The 20,931-nt window shown below is 35.0% G+C and carries 21 protein-coding genes; 7 read left to right on the forward strand and 14 right to left on the reverse strand.

Features of this window, described 5'->3' with window-relative positions:
• Positions 1 to 19: 19 nt before the first annotated feature.
• Positions 20 to 727, reverse strand: coding sequence for a dipeptidase PepE (gene pepE, locus R3L15_RS01855; RefSeq protein ID WP_338732904.1), 708 nt, complete (start codon positions 725 to 727; stop codon positions 20 to 22).
• A gap of 115 nt (positions 728 to 842) precedes the next feature.
• Here pepE and R3L15_RS01860 point away from each other — a divergent pair, with 115 nt between their 5' ends.
• The 5 genes from R3L15_RS01860 to R3L15_RS01880 all read left to right on the forward strand — a co-directional run bounded on the left by R3L15_RS01860 (position 843) and on the right by R3L15_RS01880 (position 5,687).
• Entirely contained in the window at positions 843 to 1,646 is an 804-nt protein-coding gene (locus R3L15_RS01860; protein ID WP_338732905.1) for a carboxypeptidase-like regulatory domain-containing protein, read from the forward strand.
• Positions 1,633 to 2,394, forward strand: a complete 762-nt coding sequence (locus tag R3L15_RS01865) for a hypothetical protein (RefSeq protein ID WP_338732906.1) — start codon at positions 1,633 to 1,635, stop codon at positions 2,392 to 2,394. Before R3L15_RS01860 ends, R3L15_RS01865 begins: the two co-directional genes overlap by 14 nt.
• 55 nt (positions 2,395 to 2,449) lie before the next feature.
• Positions 2,450 to 2,962, forward strand: coding sequence for a DUF6702 family protein (locus R3L15_RS01870; RefSeq protein ID WP_338732907.1), 513 nt, complete (start codon positions 2,450 to 2,452; stop codon positions 2,960 to 2,962).
• 59 nt (positions 2,963 to 3,021) lie between these two features.
• Complete coding sequence (locus R3L15_RS01875; protein WP_338732909.1) at positions 3,022 to 5,322, forward strand: M1 family metallopeptidase; 2,301 nt, start codon at positions 3,022 to 3,024, stop codon at positions 5,320 to 5,322.
• A 77-nt stretch (positions 5,323 to 5,399) separates the two neighbouring features.
• Positions 5,400 to 5,687: a twin-arginine translocase TatA/TatE family subunit gene (locus R3L15_RS01880; protein ID WP_125467001.1), complete on the forward strand. Its 288-nt coding sequence runs from the start codon at positions 5,400 to 5,402 to the stop codon at positions 5,685 to 5,687.
• Between the two features lie 3 nt (positions 5,688 to 5,690).
• Here R3L15_RS01880 and R3L15_RS01885 read toward each other — a convergent pair whose 3' ends face one another.
• From R3L15_RS01885 to kynU, 9 genes are all read right to left on the reverse strand, one after another.
• Positions 5,691 to 6,122, reverse strand: coding sequence for a redoxin domain-containing protein (locus tag R3L15_RS01885; protein ID WP_338732910.1), 432 nt, complete (start codon positions 6,120 to 6,122; stop codon positions 5,691 to 5,693).
• Positions 6,112 to 6,765 (reverse strand): O-methyltransferase, encoded by a 654-nt coding sequence (locus tag R3L15_RS01890; RefSeq protein WP_338732911.1) that lies wholly within the window; start codon positions 6,763 to 6,765, stop codon positions 6,112 to 6,114. The genes R3L15_RS01885 and R3L15_RS01890 overlap by 11 nt, the downstream gene beginning before the upstream one ends.
• Positions 6,765 to 7,853 (reverse strand): amidohydrolase family protein, encoded by a 1,089-nt coding sequence (locus tag R3L15_RS01895; RefSeq protein ID WP_338732912.1) that lies wholly within the window; start codon positions 7,851 to 7,853, stop codon positions 6,765 to 6,767. The genes R3L15_RS01890 and R3L15_RS01895 overlap by 1 nt, the downstream gene beginning before the upstream one ends.
• A gap of 38 nt (positions 7,854 to 7,891) precedes the next feature.
• Entirely contained in the window at positions 7,892 to 8,413 is a 522-nt protein-coding gene (locus R3L15_RS01900) for a 3-hydroxyanthranilate 3,4-dioxygenase (RefSeq protein ID WP_338732913.1), read from the reverse strand.
• Between the two features lie 94 nt (positions 8,414 to 8,507).
• A complete protein-coding gene (locus R3L15_RS01905) occupies positions 8,508 to 9,290 on the reverse strand; it encodes an SDR family oxidoreductase (protein WP_338732914.1) in 783 nt (260 codons plus the stop codon).
• 56 nt (positions 9,291 to 9,346) lie between these two features.
• On the reverse strand, positions 9,347 to 10,786 hold the full coding sequence (locus tag R3L15_RS01910; RefSeq protein WP_338732915.1) for an aldehyde dehydrogenase: 1,440 nt from the start codon (positions 10,784 to 10,786) through the stop codon (positions 9,347 to 9,349).
• A gap of 69 nt (positions 10,787 to 10,855) precedes the next feature.
• Positions 10,856 to 11,266 carry a RidA family protein gene (locus R3L15_RS01915; RefSeq protein WP_338732916.1) on the reverse strand — a complete coding sequence of 137 codons (411 nt, stop codon included), beginning with the start codon at positions 11,264 to 11,266 and terminating at the stop codon, positions 10,856 to 10,858.
• Positions 11,267 to 11,269: 3 nt separating this feature from the next.
• Positions 11,270 to 12,670 carry an NAD(P)/FAD-dependent oxidoreductase gene (locus R3L15_RS01920; protein ID WP_338732917.1) on the reverse strand — a complete coding sequence of 467 codons (1,401 nt, stop codon included), beginning with the start codon at positions 12,668 to 12,670 and terminating at the stop codon, positions 11,270 to 11,272.
• On the reverse strand, positions 12,663 to 13,895 hold the full coding sequence (gene kynU / locus R3L15_RS01925) for a kynureninase (protein WP_338734105.1): 1,233 nt from the start codon (positions 13,893 to 13,895) through the stop codon (positions 12,663 to 12,665). Before kynU ends, R3L15_RS01920 begins: the two co-directional genes overlap by 8 nt.
• Positions 13,896 to 14,126: 231 nt before the next feature.
• On the opposite strand from kynU, the gene R3L15_RS01930 reads away from it, so the two are divergent.
• Positions 14,127 to 14,927: a class I SAM-dependent methyltransferase gene (locus R3L15_RS01930; protein WP_338732918.1), complete on the forward strand. Its 801-nt coding sequence runs from the start codon at positions 14,127 to 14,129 to the stop codon at positions 14,925 to 14,927.
• Here R3L15_RS01930 and msrA read toward each other — a convergent pair.
• The 3 genes from msrA to R3L15_RS01945 form a co-directional block, all read right to left on the reverse strand.
• Entirely contained in the window at positions 14,924 to 15,610 is a 687-nt protein-coding gene (gene msrA, locus R3L15_RS01935) for a peptide-methionine (S)-S-oxide reductase MsrA (protein ID WP_338732919.1), read from the reverse strand. The genes R3L15_RS01930 and msrA overlap by 4 nt on opposite strands.
• A 118-nt stretch (positions 15,611 to 15,728) precedes the next feature.
• Positions 15,729 to 16,508: a C4-type zinc ribbon domain-containing protein gene (locus R3L15_RS01940; RefSeq protein WP_338732920.1), complete on the reverse strand. Its 780-nt coding sequence runs from the start codon at positions 16,506 to 16,508 to the stop codon at positions 15,729 to 15,731.
• A 3-nt stretch (positions 16,509 to 16,511) separates the two neighbouring features.
• Positions 16,512 to 17,606 carry a Nif3-like dinuclear metal center hexameric protein gene (locus tag R3L15_RS01945; RefSeq protein ID WP_338732921.1) on the reverse strand — a complete coding sequence of 365 codons (1,095 nt, stop codon included), beginning with the start codon at positions 17,604 to 17,606 and terminating at the stop codon, positions 16,512 to 16,514.
• 53 nt (positions 17,607 to 17,659) lie between these two features.
• Here R3L15_RS01945 and lpxK point away from each other — a divergent pair, with 53 nt between their 5' ends.
• A complete protein-coding gene (lpxK, locus tag R3L15_RS01950) occupies positions 17,660 to 18,667 on the forward strand; it encodes a tetraacyldisaccharide 4'-kinase (RefSeq protein WP_338732922.1) in 1,008 nt (335 codons plus the stop codon).
• On the opposite strand, the gene R3L15_RS01955 is transcribed toward lpxK, so the two are convergent.
• Entirely contained in the window at positions 18,668 to 20,908 is a 2,241-nt protein-coding gene (locus tag R3L15_RS01955; RefSeq protein ID WP_338732923.1) for an ATP-binding protein, read from the reverse strand.
• Between the last annotated feature and the right edge of the window lie 23 nt (positions 20,909 to 20,931).

The following is a 20,931-nucleotide window of genomic DNA, read 5'->3' on the forward strand; positions in this document are numbered from 1 at the left end:
CTTTTATAGTGAAGCTTTTTCATTTTAAGTCACTTAGGTCTGTGCCTGTTTCAATTTCATAAGGTGGTTTGTTATACTCGAAAATTCGTGCTTGTAATTCACCTTTTAATACAATGGTTTTATTTGTAATTTCTAGCCAACTACCTTCGCGTAAGCCTACAACAGGTTGTGTATTAAACTTATGAAACTCTTTTAGTCGTGTTTCACGAGTTTCTCCCATATGCTTATTATTAGGTAATGGGTCGAGATAATGAGGATTAATATTAAACGGCACCAAACCAAGGGTTTTTAAACTTGGTGGATATACTATAGGCATATCGTTTGTGGTGTTCATAGTTAATCCGCCAATATTGCTTCCTGCACTTGTGCCAAAATATTTAGCTCCATTAAGAATGTTGTTTTTTAAGGGATCTATTATATTGTTTTTATAAAGTTGTTGTACCAATAAAAAGGTGTTTCCGCCACCAGTAAAAATTGCTTTAGCGTTACTTATCGCTTCTACTGGGTTATTGTACTGATGCAACCCAATAAGAGTTCTATTTATTTTTTTAAAAGCTTCTTGTGCTTTTTTCGTATATTCATTGTGAGTAATGCCACCAGGTCTGGCATAGGGTATAAAAACAATGTCTTCTATACCATTAAAAAAGGTGTCTAGTTCGGGTAAAATATAATCTAAATAGTCACTGCCATGAATGGTTGACGTACTTGCAAGAATAATATGTTTCATAAAATAACTTTTGGTAAAAGTAATTAAAGCTGTCATTTAACAAAAGTTTATTAAACCCTTCCGAAGACATTAAGATATGAAACGCTTACTTTATACTAGCTAAAAACCAATGATTTTGAAACACATACTACTTTTTACATTTTTGTTATTTTCCTTATTAATATATTCTCAAAATGATAGAATTGAAATACAGGGCGTTATTATTGCTGACCATAACGATGTAGAAGGGGTAACGGTTTATAATTTAACCACCCAAAAAGGAACAATAACACAAGCCGACGGGCATTTTTCTTTGTTGGTTGCAGAGCATGACATTTTAGAAATATCGGCGCTACAATTTCTTCCAAAAACGGTTAGAATAACAAAGCAAACTATTGAGACGGGTATATTAAGAATATTATTAATAGAACAAGTGAATAGTTTAGATGAGGTTCTTGTATTCTCGTCAGATTTAACGGGTTTATTAGATGTAGACTTAGATAATGTACAACAGGTTGAAGTAGATCCTTTAGGAAATATGTCTTTAGGCGATGTTAAGAGCATGAATTTTGAAATAGACCATTTAACTAAAGTGGATAACCAACTTATGAAAGAAGGGCAATTTTATAACGGTGTAGATTTTGCCGCATTATTAAGTTTGTTTTTTAAACGTAAAAAGAAACCTATAAAAAACTATCGTACCTATCAGCCTAAAAAAATTAGTTATCCTAAAGATATTTCTAACAAATTTTCTAATCAATTTATAGCAAGTCAATTTAAAATCCCTCAAGATGAAGTAGAAGCCTTTTACGCGTTTTGCTACAGAAAGGGTTTTGATGATGCATTGTTACAGCCTAAGAACGAAGTGTATTTGTTGGAATACTTTGCGACGATGAGCCAAAAATATGTAACAGAAAATAAAACTATTGGAAAAGACTAAACTGCTCGTTTTTTTAAGTTGTTTTTTCTTGGTTTTATGTTCTTACGCACAAGACATAGAGCTTAAAGGAAAACTTGTTTCAAATTTAAATGTGGAGAATATTCATATTATAAATCAAACATCACATACATTTTCGGTGGCCAATAAGTTTGGTGAGTTTGTAATTCCAGCTCGTAAAAACGATACCTTAAAAATAACCTCAATCCAACATAAACCCAAAGAGGTTGTGATTACAGAATCTATATACTCAGAACGCTTTGTTGAGATTTTTTTAGAGTCTTTAACATATGATTTAGACGCTGTAACTGTTGGTAAAATACTAACAGGAGATTTACTAAAAGATGTAGAAAGTGTAGAAGGACAACCCGTGACGGCAAAAATGTTAGGTATTCCTAGTTATCAAGGCAAGCCACTTACGCATAACGAAAGAGTGTTGAATGAAGCGACAACAGGAGGGGGAATAATTCCGTTAAATCCTATTTTAAATGGAATTTCTGGAAGAACCAAAAAGCTAAAAAAACGCGTAACATTAGAACGCCGTGACGAACTCCTAAGAAAAATAAGAGAACGATTGGAAGACGAGCTCTTTCAAATGGCAGCGTTAAAAAAAGACTTAAGAGCCGATTTTTTCTATTTTTGTGCCGAAGATCCAAACTTTATAACACGCTGTAAAAACACAAACGATTTAGAAATCTTAACCTTTTTGCAGGAAAAACTTCAGCAGTATAAAGAGAATTTAAAACAGTAAATACATTATTTGGAACGTTTTTTGACTCCTAACAATAGCGTTTCAAAGCTTGAATATGAAAACATACATTAAATACATAAGTTTACCATTGTTGTTGTTCTTTTTAGCCTTTGGTATGCACAAATACTATGTAAGTGTTACCCAAATTGAATACGTAAAAGAGCAGTCATCAGTACAAATAATTACCCGCATTTTTATTGATGATTTAGAAAATGTGCTAAAAAAGCGTTACGATAAAAATATCAGCTTGAAATATAAAAACGAATCCGAAAAAGTAAACTATTACATAGAGCGCTACCTAAAAAGCAAAATGAGCATTAAAATTAATGGCGAAGAGCAAATGATAAACTTTATAGGGAAAGAATACGATGTCGATATTGCTATCTGTTATCTTGAAATAGAAGATGTTAAGAGTATAAAAACTTTCGAAATTTCCAATGAGGTTTTATTTGATATGTTCAAAGAACAGAAGAATGTAATACGAACAAATATTAATTCTAAAAATAAGAGTTTTATACTTATAAAAGAAAATGATAAAGCTATGTTAAACTTTAACGAAAAACCGTAGCTAAATCTTGAAAAATCATTACTTTTCCAGACAATTTTTTTACTAACAAACTTTCAAAAATGAAGATTTTTAAGAGATTATTCCTTTCAATTATGTTTTTGTCAGCAGCTACTTTCGCTCAAGAACAGGAAGCCCAGGAAATAAAACAAGGGCACACAAATAATAACAAGTTTAAACAAATGTACGATGAGTTTTCAACGCCAAACATGTATCGTGCAGCTTCAGGTGCGCCAGGTCATGCGTATTACCAACAACAAGCAGACTATAAAATGGATATCGAGTTAGACGATAAAAACGCTAGACTTTATGGTAATGAAACCATTACCTATACCAATAACTCACCAGATCAATTAAACTATTTATGGGTGCAATTAGATCAAAATATGCGCGCTAAAGATTCTAAAACCCCACTTATTGAAGGTAGCGGTGTTGCTCCAGCAAATCAAACGTCTTCATTTGCAAATAATTATATGACAGAACCTTTTGATGGAGGTTTTAACATTCAAGAAGTAAAAGCAAAAGGTAAAGATTTACCACACATGATTAACAGAACTATGATGCGTGTTGAACTTCCAGAACCATTAGAATCTGGTGATAGTTTTGAGTTTTCAATTAAATGGTGGTATAACATAAACGATCACGTTAATGGTCGTGGACGTTCTGGGTATGAATATTTTCCAGAAGACGGCAATAGAGCTTATGTAATTGCGCAGTTTTACCCAAGAATGGCGGTTTATAACGATGTAGAAGGATGGCAAAACTCTCAATTTTGGGGACGCGATGAGTTTGCGTTACCATTTGGTGATTTTGAAGTAAATATTACTGTTCCTGCAGACCATATACTGGATGCTACAGGAAAGTTAACCAACCGTAAAGAAGTCTTTTCAAAAGAGATGATGAAACGTTACGAAAAGGCTAAAAAATCTTACGATGAACCTGTTTTAATTGTAACTCAGGACGAAGCAGAAAAAGCAGAAAAAGCATTTTCAGAAGATAAAAAAACATGGAAATTTTATGCCGAAAATGTTCGTGATTACGGTTTCGCAACATCACGTAAGTTTATCTGGGATATGATGGCCGTTAAAATAGGCGATAAAGATGCTATGGCGGTGTCTTTATACCCAAAAGAAGGAAACCCATTATGGGAAGAATGGTCTACAAAAGCGGTTGCAAGTACGTTAAAATCGTATTCAAGAATGACCTTCGATTACCCATATCATAAAGCCATTTCTGTACATGCCAAAAATCAAGGTATGGAATATCCTATGATTTGCTGGAATTATGGTCGTCCAGATGAAGAAGGAAATTATAGCGACAGAACAAAATACGGTATGATGAGTGTTATTATACATGAAGTTGGACATAACTTTTTCCCAATGATTGTGAATAGTGACGAGCGTCAATGGACCTGGATGGACGAAGGTTTAAACACCTTTGTGCAATATGTAGCAGAGCAAGATTTTGGTAAATGGTATCCAGATGCTTTATCTGAAGGGCACGACACGTATCCGTCACGTCGTGGGCCAGCAGCCAAAATTGTCCCTTACATGGGCGGCGATCAAAATTATATCGCGCCAATTATGACCAAAGGACTTAATACCTATCAATTTGGAAATAACGCTTACGGAAAACCAGCAACAGCATTAAATATTTTGCGCGAAACGGTTATGGGTGAAGAGCTATTTGATTATGCTTTTAGAGAGTACTCACAACGCTGGATGTTTAAACATCCAACACCAGAAGATTTCTTTAGAACTATGGAAGATGCCTCGGCATTCGATTTAGATTGGTTTTGGAGAGGTTGGTTTTACACAACCGATTGGGTAGATATAGGTGTAAAAGAGGTTAAAAAATACTATGTGTCTTCAGAACCTAACGAATATGTGAAGAATATCGTTAAACAGCGTGGTATGAAAATGAGTGATTTACCACCTTTAGTGTATATGGTAGAAGATGGTAGCGAGGAATATAAGGAAAGCATGAAAGACCAAGATTTATTGGATATTCCTACAGTTAAGGAGTATGTTATGGATAACTTTTCTGAAGAAGAACAAAAAAACATCAAGCAACCTAAGTACTTCTATAATGTAACATTTGAAAAACCAGGAGGTTTAGTCATGCCAATAATTGTAGAATATTCGTATGCCGATGGCACGTCAAAAACCGAACATTATCCAGCGCAAATATGGCGTTATAACGATAACGAGGTTAGTAAAGCCATAGCGTCAGATAAAGAGATAGTAGGTATAACGGTAGATCCTAATTTAGAAACGGCCGATGTAGATACTTCTAATAATTCCTGGCCACAGCAAGAGGAACAAAGTGCTTTTGATAAGTTTAAAGAAAAAGTAAAAGACTAAATAAATTTTTAAAAGCCGATTTTTTTAAATCGGCTTTTTTATTCTGTTATAATAGCAACACTTACTATATTTGCATTGTGATACAAGAAGCAACATTTTTATTTATAGGAACTACAGAGGTTGTTTTTATCCTTTTTATTGTAGTTATGGTCTTTGGTGCCGATAAAATTCCAGAGATAGCTAAAGGTATGGGGAAAGGTTTGCGAATGCTTCGTGATGCTTCAAACGACATCAAGTCAGAAATTACCAAAAGTGCCGAAAAAAACGGTATTGATACTAGTATTACGAAAGATGTTCAAGACGAACTCAACAAAGTAAAAGACGATCTTGAAGATTTTACAGGTTCTGTAAGACGAAAGATGTAACCATTACGCTAAACTTTCTAAAGCGTAAAGCAGTCTGTTTTCAGCATTAGCTTGCGATCCAAAAATAGAGCGATACAGTGTATTATCTTTGTTTATAATAAGCCATTGCGGCGTGCCTTCACTATTAAAAGCATCGTAAGTAACATGATTTTCATCTAAATAGATAGGAAAAGGTAGTTGTTTAGTTGTGAAAATACTTTTTATGTCATCTTCAGTAGTTTTCTCGTTATTGAAGTTAGAATGAATCCCAATTACTGTTATGTTTGGAAACATATTTTGAAGTTTGTATGCTAACGGAATGGCACGTCCTGTACACCCTAAACATTGATTGTTATAGAGTAAAAGTAACAAGTTCTGGTCTTGATAAGTAGAAAGAAGATCTATACTATTATGCTCAAAATCTTGAACAACGATGGAACTAATTTTAGGTGTCATGACTGCATTTTCTACTAATTGTTAAGCCGTCTCTAATAGGTAGTAATACGGTTTCTATACGAGAATCTTCTTTTAGTAACCTATTGTATTCTAATAAAGCTTTGGTGGATGTATCATCCTTTTTAACAGGTTGAATAACTTTGCCACTCCATAATACATTATCCGATAAAATAATGCCGCCAGGATTTAATTTGTCAACAATAACATTGAAATAATTGGGGTAATTATCTTTATCAGCATCAATAAATACTAAATCAAAGGTATTATTTAATTCAGGAATAATATTTAAGGCATTACCTAAATGTTGATGAATTTGATGTCCTCGTCCTGATTTGTCAAAATATTTTCGTTGAAAATCGACAAGCTCTTCGTTAATATCAATAGTATGTAATGCACCTTCTTTTTGCATACCTTCTAAAAGACATAAAGCAGAATATCCTGTGTAGGTGCCAATTTCTAGAATAGTTTTTGGATTAACTATTTTTGAAATCATACTCAATATACGCCCTTGATAATGTCCGCTTAACATACGCGGTTGCAGGATTTTTTGATAGGTTTCTCTATGTAGTTCCTGCAATAGTTGTGGCTCGTCTTCAGAGTGAGCTACCACATAGTCATCTAATTCTTCTGGTAAGAAATGCATTACCCTAAAATTTTGTTTGTCAAGTCTTGCTTGCCTTTTTCGTCATCGCCATAAAGCCATTGCAATACGTTATCTTCCCACATAGCATCTTTTTCCGTTTCATTTATAATGTCACGTTCTATGGCTAAGTCTAATATTTTTCCTGGGTAAGATGATTGTGGTAAACTTTCCATTTCACCTAACGGATAGGGATCATCTAAGCCTATTAATACCTGTTTAGAACCTTGATTTTTTATAAGTAAGTCTAAAGAATTAGTATCGTGGACTAAAGTGTCAAAAAAGATGTTTTTATGGCCAACAGCCTTTCTTGGGTGCACTTTGCCTTCAAACAAATCGTGGCGCCCATCAAACCCTTGAATACGTCTTCCTAGGTTAATTTGTGCTAATTGACCACCATGAGCAAAACATACACGCATGTTAGGGTATTTTTCGTAATACCCATTTAAGGTTAAAAAGTGATACGCATCGGCGCATTGTGCGAGCATCCAAATAAGGTGGAATCGCCAAGCCGTGTTTTCTAACTTAATGAACTTTTCACCATCATACGGATGAATTTCTACAGCAAGATTGTATTTGTCAGCCAGTTCAAAAATAGGTTCGTTTTCTTCATCAAAAATACAACGCCATGTACCAATGGTGTCCATGTAATGTGTTGGTAAACACAATAAACGCATACCTAATTCTTCAACACAACGTTCAATCTCCCAACACGCACCACGTACGAACCCTGGGTGAACAACAAAACCACAAGTGAATTTTCCTGGATTTTCAGCTTGAATACGACCGTTAAAATCATTTTGAAAACGCAACGCTTGTTTCATTTCCTCCAAACGCAAGCCATTACCATAGAGTTGCGATAAGTTTAAAACCACAGCGTGGTCAATCTTAAAGCGTTCCATCCAAGCCAATTTTTCATTCAAAAAGAAGCTGGAATCGGTTATTGGTCTATTCCAATCTTTTTGAAGCATAAATTTCCGGTCTTTGTCTACCCAGAAAATGCCTTTGTCCTTCATAAATTGAGGGATTTCCTCTGGGTAAGGCAATAAATGCGAATGGCCGTTTATACGTAATTTGCGTTTTTGTTTCATAGGTCTGAAAAAGGTTGGCGGTCTTTAAAAATTATATGTTATTTTTTGGGAGGATGCATCACTTCGCTACAATTGTTACAGGTACGTTTTTCTTCGTTACTGTAATATTTGTCAAAAATCACAGGCATATCGGTTTCAATATTGTCTAACGGAAATTCCTCGCGATATAACAACTCGTTGCAGTTCTCACAATACCATTCCAAGGCATCGTTTACACCGTCTGGACGCGGATATTCTATTACTAAGCCCACAGTGTCTGCTTGTCGCTGTGGCGAATGCGGTACCTTAGGCGGTAATAAATAAATATCTCCTTCTTTAATATGAACATCTTCCGGTTTACCATTATTCATTATTTTTAACACCATATCGCCTTCTAGCTGATAGAAAAATTCTGGTGTTTCGTTATAATGATAATCTTTTCGGCTATTTGGTCCACCAACAACCATTACAATGTAATCTCCGTTTGGCCATACACATTTGTTGCCAACAGGCGGCTTTAATAAATGGCGGTTTTCGTCAATCCATTCTTTAAAATTCAAAGGGGTTACTAAATTGCTCATATGTGTGTTTTTTTTTGGCGTGTCCCTAACGGGTCGGGCTTTTCGCGCTACACGGTAGCTTGCTTCAATCCCTCACGCAGATTTTGTTATAAAGTTACAAAGATTTTGTTCGTCCACCATCAACAGGAAGGTTAATTCCGTTAATGTAACTAGCACATTCACTAGCTAAAAAAGTAATGGCATAAGCCAACTCTTCAGGCTTAGCAAAACGTTTTGCTGGAACGGCTTGTTTCATAGCATTAGCAGCTTCATCTTCGGTTTTTCCAGTTTTAGCCGATTTATTTTTTATAATTTCTGTTAAGCGTTCGGTTCCTGTGGCACCTGGCAAGACATTGTTTACGGTAATACCAAATTGTCCTAATTCGTTAGCCAGGGTTTTACTCCAATTGGCTACAGCGCCACGAATGGTATTACTTACACCAAGGCCATCCAAAGGTTGTTTAACCGAAGTGGAAATCACATTAACAATACGTCCAAAACCTTCTTTTTTCATAAAAGGTACTAAGGTTTGCGCTAAGACGTGATTACACTTTAAATGTTGTGTAAAGGCATTTTGAAACTCCTCTAGTTTGGCTTCAAATATTGGTCCGCCAGCTGGTCCACCAGTATTATTAACTAAAATATGAAACCCTTGGTTGTTGGCAACAAAGTCTGCAACTTTTTGTTGTAAAGTTTCTGGATTTGAAAAATCAGCTACAATGTAGCTGTGGTTTTGAGAATGTGGTAATTCTGCTAAAACAGCTTTTAGTTTGTCTTCGTTTCTTGCTATAAGTGTTACGTTTGCGCCTTCATTAGCTAGAGCTATTGCTGTGGCTTTTCCAATACCAGCTGTGCTTCCGCAAACCAAAGCGTTTTTGTTGTTTATATTTAGATTCATATTATTTCTTGATTGCTATATGTTTAATTATGTTGTGTTTGATTGTTTTTCACTACTTAATACTTAATGCACACATTTTTAGGTTCGGTAAAAAAGCGTAAAGCTTCAAAGCCTCCTTCACGACCAACGCCAGAGGCTTTCATGCCGCCAAAAGGAGTACGTAAATCGCGCATTAGCCAAGTGTTTACCCAAACAATACCAGCTTGTATTTGATGGCTCATACGCATGGTGCGTTTTAAATCGTTTGTCCATAATGTGGCTGATAACCCATATTTTACTTTATTGGCCATTTGTAGCACATCGTCTTCAGTTTTAAACGGCATTATGGTAACCACTGGGCCAAAAATTTCTTCTTGGTTCACGCGACACTCATCTGTTGGAACTTCAATAACGGTTGGTTCTAAATAATAGCCGTTTTCAAAACCTGTTACGGTAACCTGGTTGCCGCCACATAATATTTTGCCGTTTTCTTCTTTGGCAATTTTTATATAATCCATTACTTTTTCTAGGTGCGGTTTTGATACCAAAGCACCAATATTAGTATCGTTTTTAGATGGATGACCAACTTTGAGTTGCTTTACTTTTTTAACAAAATCGGTTTTGAACTTCTCATAGATGGAGGCTTCCACAAAAATACGACTGCCACATAAACAAATTTGACCTTGATTGGCGAACGATGATTTCACGGTTGTTTTCAGCATATCGTCATAATCGCAATCTGCAAAAATAATGTTAGGGTTTTTGCCGCCTAATTCCAAAGACAGTTTTTTAAACATTGGCGCAGCAGTTCTAGCAATATGAGCTCCTGTTGCCGTTCCACCAGTAAACGAAATGGCTTTAATATCTGGGTGCTCAATTATGGCTTGTCCTGTCGAGGTTCCTAAACCATGAACAATGTTTAAAACGCCTTTTGGTAGCCCCGCTTCATTACAGATTTCACCTAATAAGTAAGCCGTCATTGGCGTGACTTCGCTTGGTTTGGCAACAACACAGTTTCCTGCCGCTATGGCTGGAGCAATCTTCCAAGTAAATAAATAGAGTGGAAGATTCCAAGGTGAGATACAACCAACCACACCAATGGATTGACGTAAGGTATAGTTTATGGCGTTCATACCAACGCTTTCGTGACTTTCACTAGCAAATTGTGTAATAGCATTGGCAAAAAAGCGAAAGTTACTCGACGCTCTAGGAATATCTATAGCCTTGGCTAAACTTATAGGTTTGCCATTGTCTTTGCTTTCAGCTTTAGCTAATTTGTCGAGGTTGGCTTCAATGCCTTCAGAAATTTTAAGTAAAATACGGCTGCGTTCTTCCAAAGTAGTTCGCGACCAACTTGGAAAAGCTGATTTTGCAGCAATATAAGCGTTTTCAATATCTTCTTTTGAAGAGTTGGGAATTTGCCCATATACTTCACCGTTTGAAGGGTTATAATTATCTATCCAATTGTTTGAAGATGGATTGTGAAAGTTACCGTTTATGTAGTTTTTTATGTTCATATTTTTAGATGATAGAACCAAGAGACAGGAGCCAAGACAACTTGGTCTGATGTCTTGCTTCTTATGTCTTTATTTTTGCTTCTTGTAAGCCATTACTTTTATTTCTACCAACAAATCGGGATGCGGTAATTGATGAACAGCAACAGTAGTCCTTGTTGGACCAGTAGCTTTCTCAAAAAACTCGGCGTAGGCTTTATTGTAGCCAGCAAAATCGTTCATATTGACTAAAAAGGTAGTGACATCTACCACGTCTTTTAAACTAGCACCAACAGTTTGTAAGTTTTTATCGATGTTTTTTAAAACCTCTCTGGTTTGTACTTCAGCGTCTAATACTTTAGTATTCATTTCGTCTATCAACTCCACACCAGCGATGGTATTATCTGCTCTACGGGAACTGGTTCCTGATACAAAAATAAAATCTCCTACAACTTTAACGTGTGGATAGGCACCACGAGGGGTTACTTTAGTTCCTTCGTTCATAATTTATGATTTTAAACCAGCAATTCTATCGTCTTCTAGAATGTTGTCGGTTTCGGTTGTTACTTTTTCTAAATTCGATTTTAAGTCGTCGTTTATGTTTAACGTGCCATCTGCTAGCATATTTAAAATAGCTTTGTCTTGAGCCCGACCACGAAGCATAGCATCGCGATAGCCAATATCTTCATTAAAGGTTACTAAGGAATATTTTGAGGAATATTCGGTTGGAAATTCTTTTTCAAAAGCCATTTCTAAGTTTCGTTTTTCTCTGAAATTAGGATGGTTAACGTGACCTTTCATTTCATAGAAATTGTCAATCGCTAAGTCGGCAATGGCATCGGTGTCTTTTTTTCTGTTGGCTTCGTAAACTTTAAAAATGGTTTCCCAATCTTGATGTCCTTCATCCAACACTTTGTCAAACTCGGTAACATCTTCAAACGAGGCATTCATACCTTGGCCGTAAAATGGAACAATGGCGTGCGCGGCATCACCCATTAACAAGGTGTTACCTTTGAAATGCCAAGGCGAGCATTTTACAGTGCCTAATGGCGAAGTTGGGTTTTCAAAGAAATCATCTACCAAGTTGGGCATTAATTCCAAGGCATCTTTAAAATACTTCTCAAAGAACTCCAAGACGCGTTCTTTAGTCGTTAAATTGTTAAAATTGTATTCGCCTTCATCAAAACTTAAAAATAAAGTGACCGTAAAACTACCATCTAAATTAGGTAATGCAATAAGCATAAACGCTTCGCGTCCCCAAATATGAAGCGCATTTTTAAAGGTTTTGTAACTACCGTTTTCTCCAGGGAGAATACTAAGTTCTTTGTATCCGTGAGACAACCAGTCTTGCGAAAAGCTAAAGAGGAACTTTTTACCTAAATAATAACTTTTACGAAGTGCTGAGCCAGCACCATCTGTGGCAAAAATAACGTCGGCGTCTTCTATAAATTCCTTTTTAGTATCATAATCTTTGAAAAGCGCTGTGGTTTTTTCAAAATCAACCGACAAACATTTTTTATTGAAATGAATGTTAACATTATCGTGCTTTTCGGCTTCGGTGAGTAATAATTCGTTTAAACCACCACGAGAAATAGAGTTTATGTATTCGTCTTCACGACCACTATATGGCGCTAAAACGGTGTTGCCTTCTACATCGTGAAGCATTCGTCCTTTCATTGGAATGCAAAGTGGCATGACTTTATCTAAAATGCCAACCAGGTTCATAGCTTTAATACCGCGATCTGAAAATGCTAAGTTTATGGATCGGCCAGCGCTAATGTCTACTTTTCGCATATCTGGACGTTTTTCCATAACGGTTACATTGTAGCCGCGTTGTCCTAAGCGTAAGGCTAGGAGAGAACCACAAAGTCCAGCACCAATAATAAGTATGTTTTGTTGTTTAGTCATGTAATATTTCTTTCAAGCGTTCAACCATTTTATATACATCTTCATAACTATTGTAAAGCGGAACAGGAGCACAACGAATCACATCGGGTTCGCGCCAATCGGCAATAACACCAGAAGCCGTAAGTTTATCAAATAAAGCTTTATCGGCATTTTTAACTTGAATAGACAATTGGCAACCACGTTCTTCTGGGTTTTCTGGTGTGATAATACGGATAGTGTCTTCGCCTAATTGTTTTAGTAGGAATTCAAAATACCCTGTTAATTTTCTAGATTTTTTGGTTAGAGCTTCCATACCAACTTCGCCAAAAATATCTAAAGACGCCCTGATAGCAGTTAAAGACAAAATAGGCGGATTACTTAATTGCCAACCTTCGGCACCTGGAAGTACATCAAATTCGTGACGCATATTAAAACGCGTTTGTTTGTTGTGGCTCCACCATCCTGTAAAACGGTTTAAGGTTTTATCGTGAGCGTGACGTTCGTGAACAAAGGCACCAGCTAAACTTCCTGGTCCAGAGTTTAAATACTTGTACGAACACCAAACGGCAAAATCGGCTCCAGAATCGTGCAGGTTTAACTGGACATTTCCAGCACCGTGAGCACAATCAAAACCAACCATACAACCGTGCTCGTGACCTAGGTTTGTAATGCGTTTCATATCAAAAAATTGCCCAGTGTAGTAATTGGTGTTGCCAATCATAATCAAGGCAATTTCATCGCCGTGTTGTTCTAAAATGGTTTCAAGGTCTTCGTAGTGGTATAGTTCTTCTCCTTTTTTAGGTTTCCAAAGAATGAGCCCTTCGTTATCGTCAAATCCGTGATGACGTAATTGCGATTCCACAGCGTATTTATCAGACGGAAACGCATCGGCTTCAATAACAATTTTATAGCGCTTGGGTGTAGGTTTATAAAACGATACCATCATAAAATGAAGGTTGGCCGTTAGGGTGTTCATTGTAACTACTTCAATAGGTTTAGCACCAACTACTTTGGCCATATTCTCAGTAAGAAATTCGTGATAAGGTAACCACGGGTTTTTGGCTTCGGTATGACCTTCTACACCTAGATTTGCCCAATCGTTTAGTTCTTGATCGATGTAGTTTTTTGTGGTTTTTGGTTGCAAGCCTAAAGAATTTCCGCAGAGGTATACAAGTTCATTCCCATTGTTGTCTTTTGGGATGTGAAATTTACTGCGGTACGCTTTTAATGGATCGTTTTCATCCATTTCCTTGGCGAAATCCAGCCCTGTTTTATAGTTCAATGTGTGTTGTTTTTGTGAGTTTTCCCAAAAATACAAATAATAGAAAAGTTTTAAGCGCTGATGCCTTAAAAAAAGCAAAGCACTTTGACCAATGGTGAAAGTGCTTTAAATATATATAGGCGCACGAGGCGGAATATTCTATTTATGCTATATACGTAGGAAAGTTGTATTTTAGATGTTGAAAATATGAGTTATATGAAAGAAAATCAACCGTATTTTGAAGTTAACAAAGCGACTTGGAACGAAAAGGTAAAAGTCAACGCTACAAGCGATATGTATGACTTAATGTCTTTTAAAAAAGGAAAAACGTCTTTAATGCCTTACGAGCTAAATGCATTGGGTGATGTTTCAGGGAAGCGTTTATTGCATTTGCAATGTCATTTTGGACAAGATACGTTAAGTTGGAGTAGGGAAGGCGCCAAATGTGTTGGCGTGGATTTGAGCGATGAAGGTATTGCGTTGGCAAAAAAACTTAATGATGAATTGCAATTGGATGCTGAGTTTGTTTGTTGTAATGTACTGGATACGTCAAAGTATATAAATGCCGAGTTTGATATTGTTTTTACCAGCTATGGTGTGATAGGTTGGTTGCCCGATTTGAAACCTTGGGGGAAAATGATTGCCGAACGTTTAACTTCTGGAGGTGTCTTTTATATGGCCGAGTTTCACCCTATTGTTTGGATGTTTGATTATTTGGACGAAAAGCCAACGTTGAAATATGGTTATATGCAAGATGATGTGATTTATGAAGAGTATGAAGGCACTTATGCCAATACTAACTCAAAAATGGTAAGTAAAGAGTATGGTTGGAATCATGGTTTAAGTGAAGTGGTTAACGCATTAACCGAAGCAGGTTTGCATATAGATTATTTAAATGAATATGATGAAAGTCCTTACAATGTATTGCCAGATTTGATTAAAACACAATCTGAAATGTATGTTACTAAAGACAAATTATATCCTTTGATTTTTGAAATAAAAGCGACGAAACCTTAGTTTTTGTTTAGGTCTTTAATAACATCGTTCACTTCTTTTTTTACCAACAATGGGCAGGTTTTGTATAATTTATCCAAACGCTTGTTGGATACATTTCTAACATATGGATGATTAGGGTTCCTTGCTTCAAAGTTTTGATGATAGGCTTCGGCTTCCCAGAACTTTTGAAACGGCATAATTTCGGCAGCGATGTTACTACTTATTTTTTTTGCCCATTTAGCTTTTTTGGCTTCAGCAATTTGTTTTTGCTCATCGTTTTGATAAAAGATGATGGAACGGTATTGCGAGCCCCAATCTGGTCCTTGGCCATTTACTTGAGTCGGGTCTTGCGTGCTGAAATAGACTTCAACCAAATCTGAAAAACTCACGACATTGGGATCGTAAATGACTTCTACTGCTTCAGCATGTCCTGTTCGTCCTGTATTACTAGAGTTATATGTTGGGTTTTCTGTATGGCCGCCAGAGTAACCTGAAATAGCGTCTTCTACACCAATAACACTTTGGTAAATGGCTTCAACACACCAGAAACAACCACTGGCAAAATAGGCTCTTGCTTTGCCATCTTGTAATGAAACCTGAGTTGGTTTTATGTTTACCATAGCTTGTTGTTTTTTGTTGTTTTGGGCGTTGTTATTGCAATTAAATAAAAGCGTGAAAATGATTAAGGAAGCAACTTGTTTCATAACATCTTTTTTTAAGTAGTCGAAACAAAAGAGAGAACCTTATAGTAACAAGGTGTTTTTTATAAAAAAAAGCCCTTGCATGAGCAAGAGCTTATAATTTATAATGTGAAACTATGGCTTATAGCTTAGCAAAAAGCTTGTCCATTTTTTCTTTTTCTTCTTCGGCTAATTGTGCGTCTACTAAAATACGTCCACTATGCTCATCGGTAATAATGCGTTTTCTTGTTGCAATTTCCATTTGAATTTGTGGTGGAATTGTAAAGAAAGATCCACCAGAAGCACCTCTTTCAATAGGAACAACTGCTAAACCGTTTTTTACATTAGTTCTTATTCTAGTGTAAGCTTTTACAAGTCTTTCTTCGATGTTTTTCTTGTAATCTTCAGATTTATCTATTAAAGCTTTTTCTTCTTTTTCTGTTTCGGCTAAAATAGCATCTAGTTCACCTTTTTTGTGTTTTAGATGTTTTTGACGCTCTTTAAGCTTGTCTTTAGTTTCAGAAATAACTTCTTTCTTTTGTTCGATTTGTGCCTTAAACTCTTTAATGTTCTTTTCGGCTAATTGAATTTCAAGTTCTTGGAATTCAACTTCTTTAGTAAGTGAGTTGTATTCTCTGTTATTTCTAACATTTTTTTGTTGCTCACTGTACTTTTTAATTAGTGCTTTCGACTCTTCAATTAAGTTTTTCTTGTCACTAATTTGATTGTTGATAGACTCTAAGCTTGAATCTAATTTCTCTAACCTTGTGTTAAGACCTTCGACTTCGTCTTCTAAATCACGAACTTCTAAAGGAAGTTCCCCACGAACATTTCTTATTTCATCAATGCGAGAGTCGATTAGTTGCAAATCGTAAAGAGCTCTTAAACGCTCTTCTACAGTTAGTTCTTTCTTTTTTGCCATACTTTAAAAATAATTTACCGGATTGGTATTGGTCTTTGATAAAACGATTGCAAAATTAGTAATTTTTTTTGTAAGATAGGTAGTTAGAAGGTTTTTTGTGAACTGTTCGCTTTCAAAATGGCCAATATCGGCTAAAAGAATCTGGTTATTTGCCGAAAAAAAGTCGTGATATTTTAAATCGGCCGTTATATAAGCATCTGCTTTTTGTGCTTTGGCAGCGTTAATAGCAAAACTTCCTGAGCCACCTAATACAGCTACTTTTTTAATAGGTTTGCCTAAAAAACTACTATGTCTTATACATTCGGTTTTCATGTTTGTTTTTACAAAATCTAGAAAATTGCTTTCAGACATTTCTTCTTTTAATTCACCAATCATACCTATACCAATTTCTTGGTTTTTATTGTCTAATGTTATAATGTCGTAAGCGACTTCTTCGTAAGAATGTGCCTTGAATAGAGCTTTTAAAATGTGATTTTGTTTGTGTTTTTCGAAAACGACTGTGATTTGTGTTTCTGCTTCGGTGTGTGTTTCGTTTTTGTTTCCAATAGTGGGATTAGACTTGTCATTTCCCATAAATGTTCCAGAACCTTCAACATTAAAACTACAATTACTGTAATTGCCAATGCTTCCTGCACCAGCTGCAAAAAGTGCGTTTCTAACTATTGACGCTTCTTCTTTTGGGACAAATGTGGTTAATTTTTTAAGTGTATTTTTTTGAGGGATTAATATTTGCTTATTTGTAAGTCCCAACTGTTCGCTTATCATGTGATTAACTCCTAATAACGCATTGTCTAATGCGGTGTGAATGGCATAAATAGCAATGTCGTTTTTTATAGCTTTTAATACAGTTCTTTCTACGTAATTTTTGCCTGTTAAGCTTTTTAAACCTTTAAAAATAATGGGGTGAAAGCTTACTATTAAATTACAGTTGTTTTTAATGGCCTCATCTACAACATCTTCAAGTGTATCTAGAGTGACTAAAACACCTGTTAGTTTTTGGGTTTTATCGCCCACTAGTAAACCAACGTTATCAAAATCTTCAGCATAATGTAATGGTGCTAATTCTTCTAAATAATTAATTACCTCTTGAATAATCATAAAGTTTTAGGTTTGGAATTAAAAACAAATATAAAATATTTACTTTCGTTACTATGAAATTACTACGCATACTTCTATTTCCAATTGTGCCTATTTATTATTTGGTGACTTGGTTGCGGAACTTATTTTACGATTTAGGTTGGAAAAAATCAACTTCTTTTTCTTTTCCAGTAATATGTGTGGGTAATTTAAGTACTGGCGGTACTGGAAAAACCCCCATGATTGAGTATTTAGTAACCTTATTAAAACAAGAATACAAATTGGCTACGTTAAGTAGAGGTTACGGTAGAAAGACATCAGGTTTTAAACTGGCAGATAAACAAGATACAGCAAAAACTTTAGGCGATGAACCTTTTCAGTTTTATAATAAATTTAAAGAGACTATTAGTGTTGCTGTTGATAGTAATCGTGTTCGCGGTATTAATAAATTAATGGCGTTTCAGCACCCAGATGTTGTCTTATTAGATGATGCGTTTCAGCATAGAAAGGTAAAAGCAGGATTAAATATTTTGCTAACGACTTATAACGATTTATATATTAATGATTTTGTCTTGCCAACGGGTAATTTACGAGAACCTAAAACAGGCGCTAAACGAGCCGATATAATTGTAGTGACTAAATGTCCTGATAACCTTTTAGAAGAAGAACGAAGACGTATTACAGGGATGTTACAACCAAAAGCACATCAACAAGTGTGTTTTAGTTATATAACTTATTCTAAATATGTTTTTACAGAAACCGATAACATGCTGTTAGCAGATTTGGAATCGTTTACTTTGGTAACAGGAATAGCTAACCCTAAACCGCTTTTAAATGTTCTTAATGAAAAAGGATTGCATTTTAATCACATGCGATTTAAAGATCATCATGCTTTTAGTGATAAAGATGTTGCCAAAATTATAGAAGAAAATAAGGTGATTGTTACTACAGAAAAAGATTATATGCGTTTACTAGAGTTTAAGGTTTTGAAAGGAAGATTGTATTATTTACCAATTGAGATAGGTTTTTATAATGCACCTACTTTTAACCAGATTGTAAAAAACTTTGTTGCGAACGTTTAGTTAGGTTGCTTTTTGGTGATTTTCTCCCATTAATGCATTAAATAATTTTTTCTCGAAATCTTCTTGTTTGAAAGGTTTGGAGATAATATCGTCAAAACCAGCTTCGTCAAACTCATGCATTTTATCTTCGAGTGTTACGGCTGTTAAGGCAAAAATGGTAATTTCTTTGTTAAACCCACGTATTATTTTGGTGGCTTCAAGTCCGCTAATTCCTGGCATATGAATATCCATTAACACCACATCGTAGGCTTTGTCTTTAACACTTTCAACAGCTGCTTCACCATGATCAACAACATCACAATTAAGTTTCATTTTGTTGAGGATTTTCTTGGTAATCATTTGGTTGATTTTGTTATCCTCAACAACAAGAATGTTAATATTCTCTAAGTCTATATCGCTAATATCATTAAAATAGCTTTTCTTTTCTTCAACAACTTCTTCTTTTTCGGTATACTTTAATGGAATTTCAAAAATAAAATTAGAGCCTTTACCCAGTTCGCTTTCTAAGTATATTTTTCCTTTTAAAATTTTAACTAACCCTTTTACAATGGAAAGTCCTAAACCGGTTCCGCCATATTTTCTGTTAATTTGAATAGAGCCTTGCGAGAAGCTATCAAACAGTTGTTCTTGTTTTTCTTTACTAATACCAATGCCGTTGTCTTCTATTTCAAATCTTAGATTAAATATTTCGCTATTTTGGCTTAGTTTACTCACTTTAACCCAAATATCACCATCTTTAGTAAACTTAATCGAGTTTCCTACTAGGTTTATTAATATTTGCGAAATCTTAATTTGATCGGCAACAAAGTTTTCGGGTAAGTTTTCTTCATATTCAAAATGAAGTTTGGTGTTGTTATCGTTTGCCGAGTTTTTTAATGCTGCAATAACATTGGTAATCTTTTTCTTTAAGTTAAAAGGCTCGGGTTCTATGTCAACTTTATTAGCTTCAATTTTATTAATTTGAAGAATGTCATTAATAAAGGTTAACAAATAATCTCCAGAGAATTTTAAAGATTTTAAATGTTGGATTTGTTCTGGTTTTGGGTTTTCTTCCAAAAGCATATTAGTTAAACCTGTTACAGCATATAGCGGTGTTCTTAACTCGTGTGTTACGGTAGACAAGAAATTGGCTTTGGTTTTTGATGCGAGTTCGGCTTTTTCTTTAGAGACAATAAGTTCACTATTTTTTTTGTGAAGCATATTGTTGGTTTTTAACCTAATATTATTGTTTTTGTATAATGATAAGGTAAGTAGCGATAAAATAGTAATTAAAGCAATACTTAAAATGGTTGTTAGTTTGCTTAAATCGTTTGCGGCTTTTTGCTCTTCTAAGTCTGCCGATTGTTCTTTTTGATATTCAGTTTGATTGTCTGTTAATAATTGAATACGCTTTTCGTTTGATAGGTTATTACGTTTAACTTCTAACAACGAATCGGAGATGAATACATATTTCTTTAAAAAGTTATTGGCTTTTTTGTATTCGCCATTTAGTTGATGTAAGTCGCTTATAATTAAATATCCTTCATTTAAAACATTTACAAAATTATTGTTTTTTGCAATGGATAGGCCTTCGTTAGCTTCAGAAAGCGCATCGTTTTTAAGGTTGAGTTTGTAAAGTGCTAATCCAAGGTTTATTTTGGCACTACTTAATACTTTGTCTAATTCATACCTATTAGCAAGGACAACAGATTTTTGTAATTTCGATTTGGCTTCGGAATATTCCCCTAAAGCTAAATGTGTTTTTCCTTCGTTAAGTAATACTTCGGCAACATAATTATTTAAATTAGCTTGCTCGAATAACGAATGGGACGAGGTGTAATATTCTAAAGCTTTATTGAATTCTTTTTTAGAGTAATAAACATTACCCAAAACTTTATAGGTTTCGGCTAAATTGGTTTCATCTTTAGCTAAACGCTGAATTTTATTAGCCTTGATAAGCGATTTTATAGCTTCGTTAGGTTCTTCTGTTATAAATTGAAGTTTGCCAATTTTAGAATATATAATACCTAAGCTTTTTTTGTTATCTATCTTTTGAGCAAGTTTTAAAGCTTCGTCTAATTCATTCTTCGCTTGAAAATAATTATGGCTTTCAATATCAAATTGGGCTTGATTTACTCTGTAATCAATATTATTCTGAATAGTTTCAGGATCATCACTAACACTTTCTTGTGCTAACGCGCCAAAACTCATTAAAATAATAAGAAGCGTATAAGTATGTTTTAAAATTTGGGACATATTCATAGTCACTATTACGGACAAATATA

This window comes from Mangrovimonas cancribranchiae, from assembly GCF_037126245.1.
Taxonomy (GTDB): domain Bacteria; phylum Bacteroidota; class Bacteroidia; order Flavobacteriales; family Flavobacteriaceae; genus Mangrovimonas; species Mangrovimonas cancribranchiae.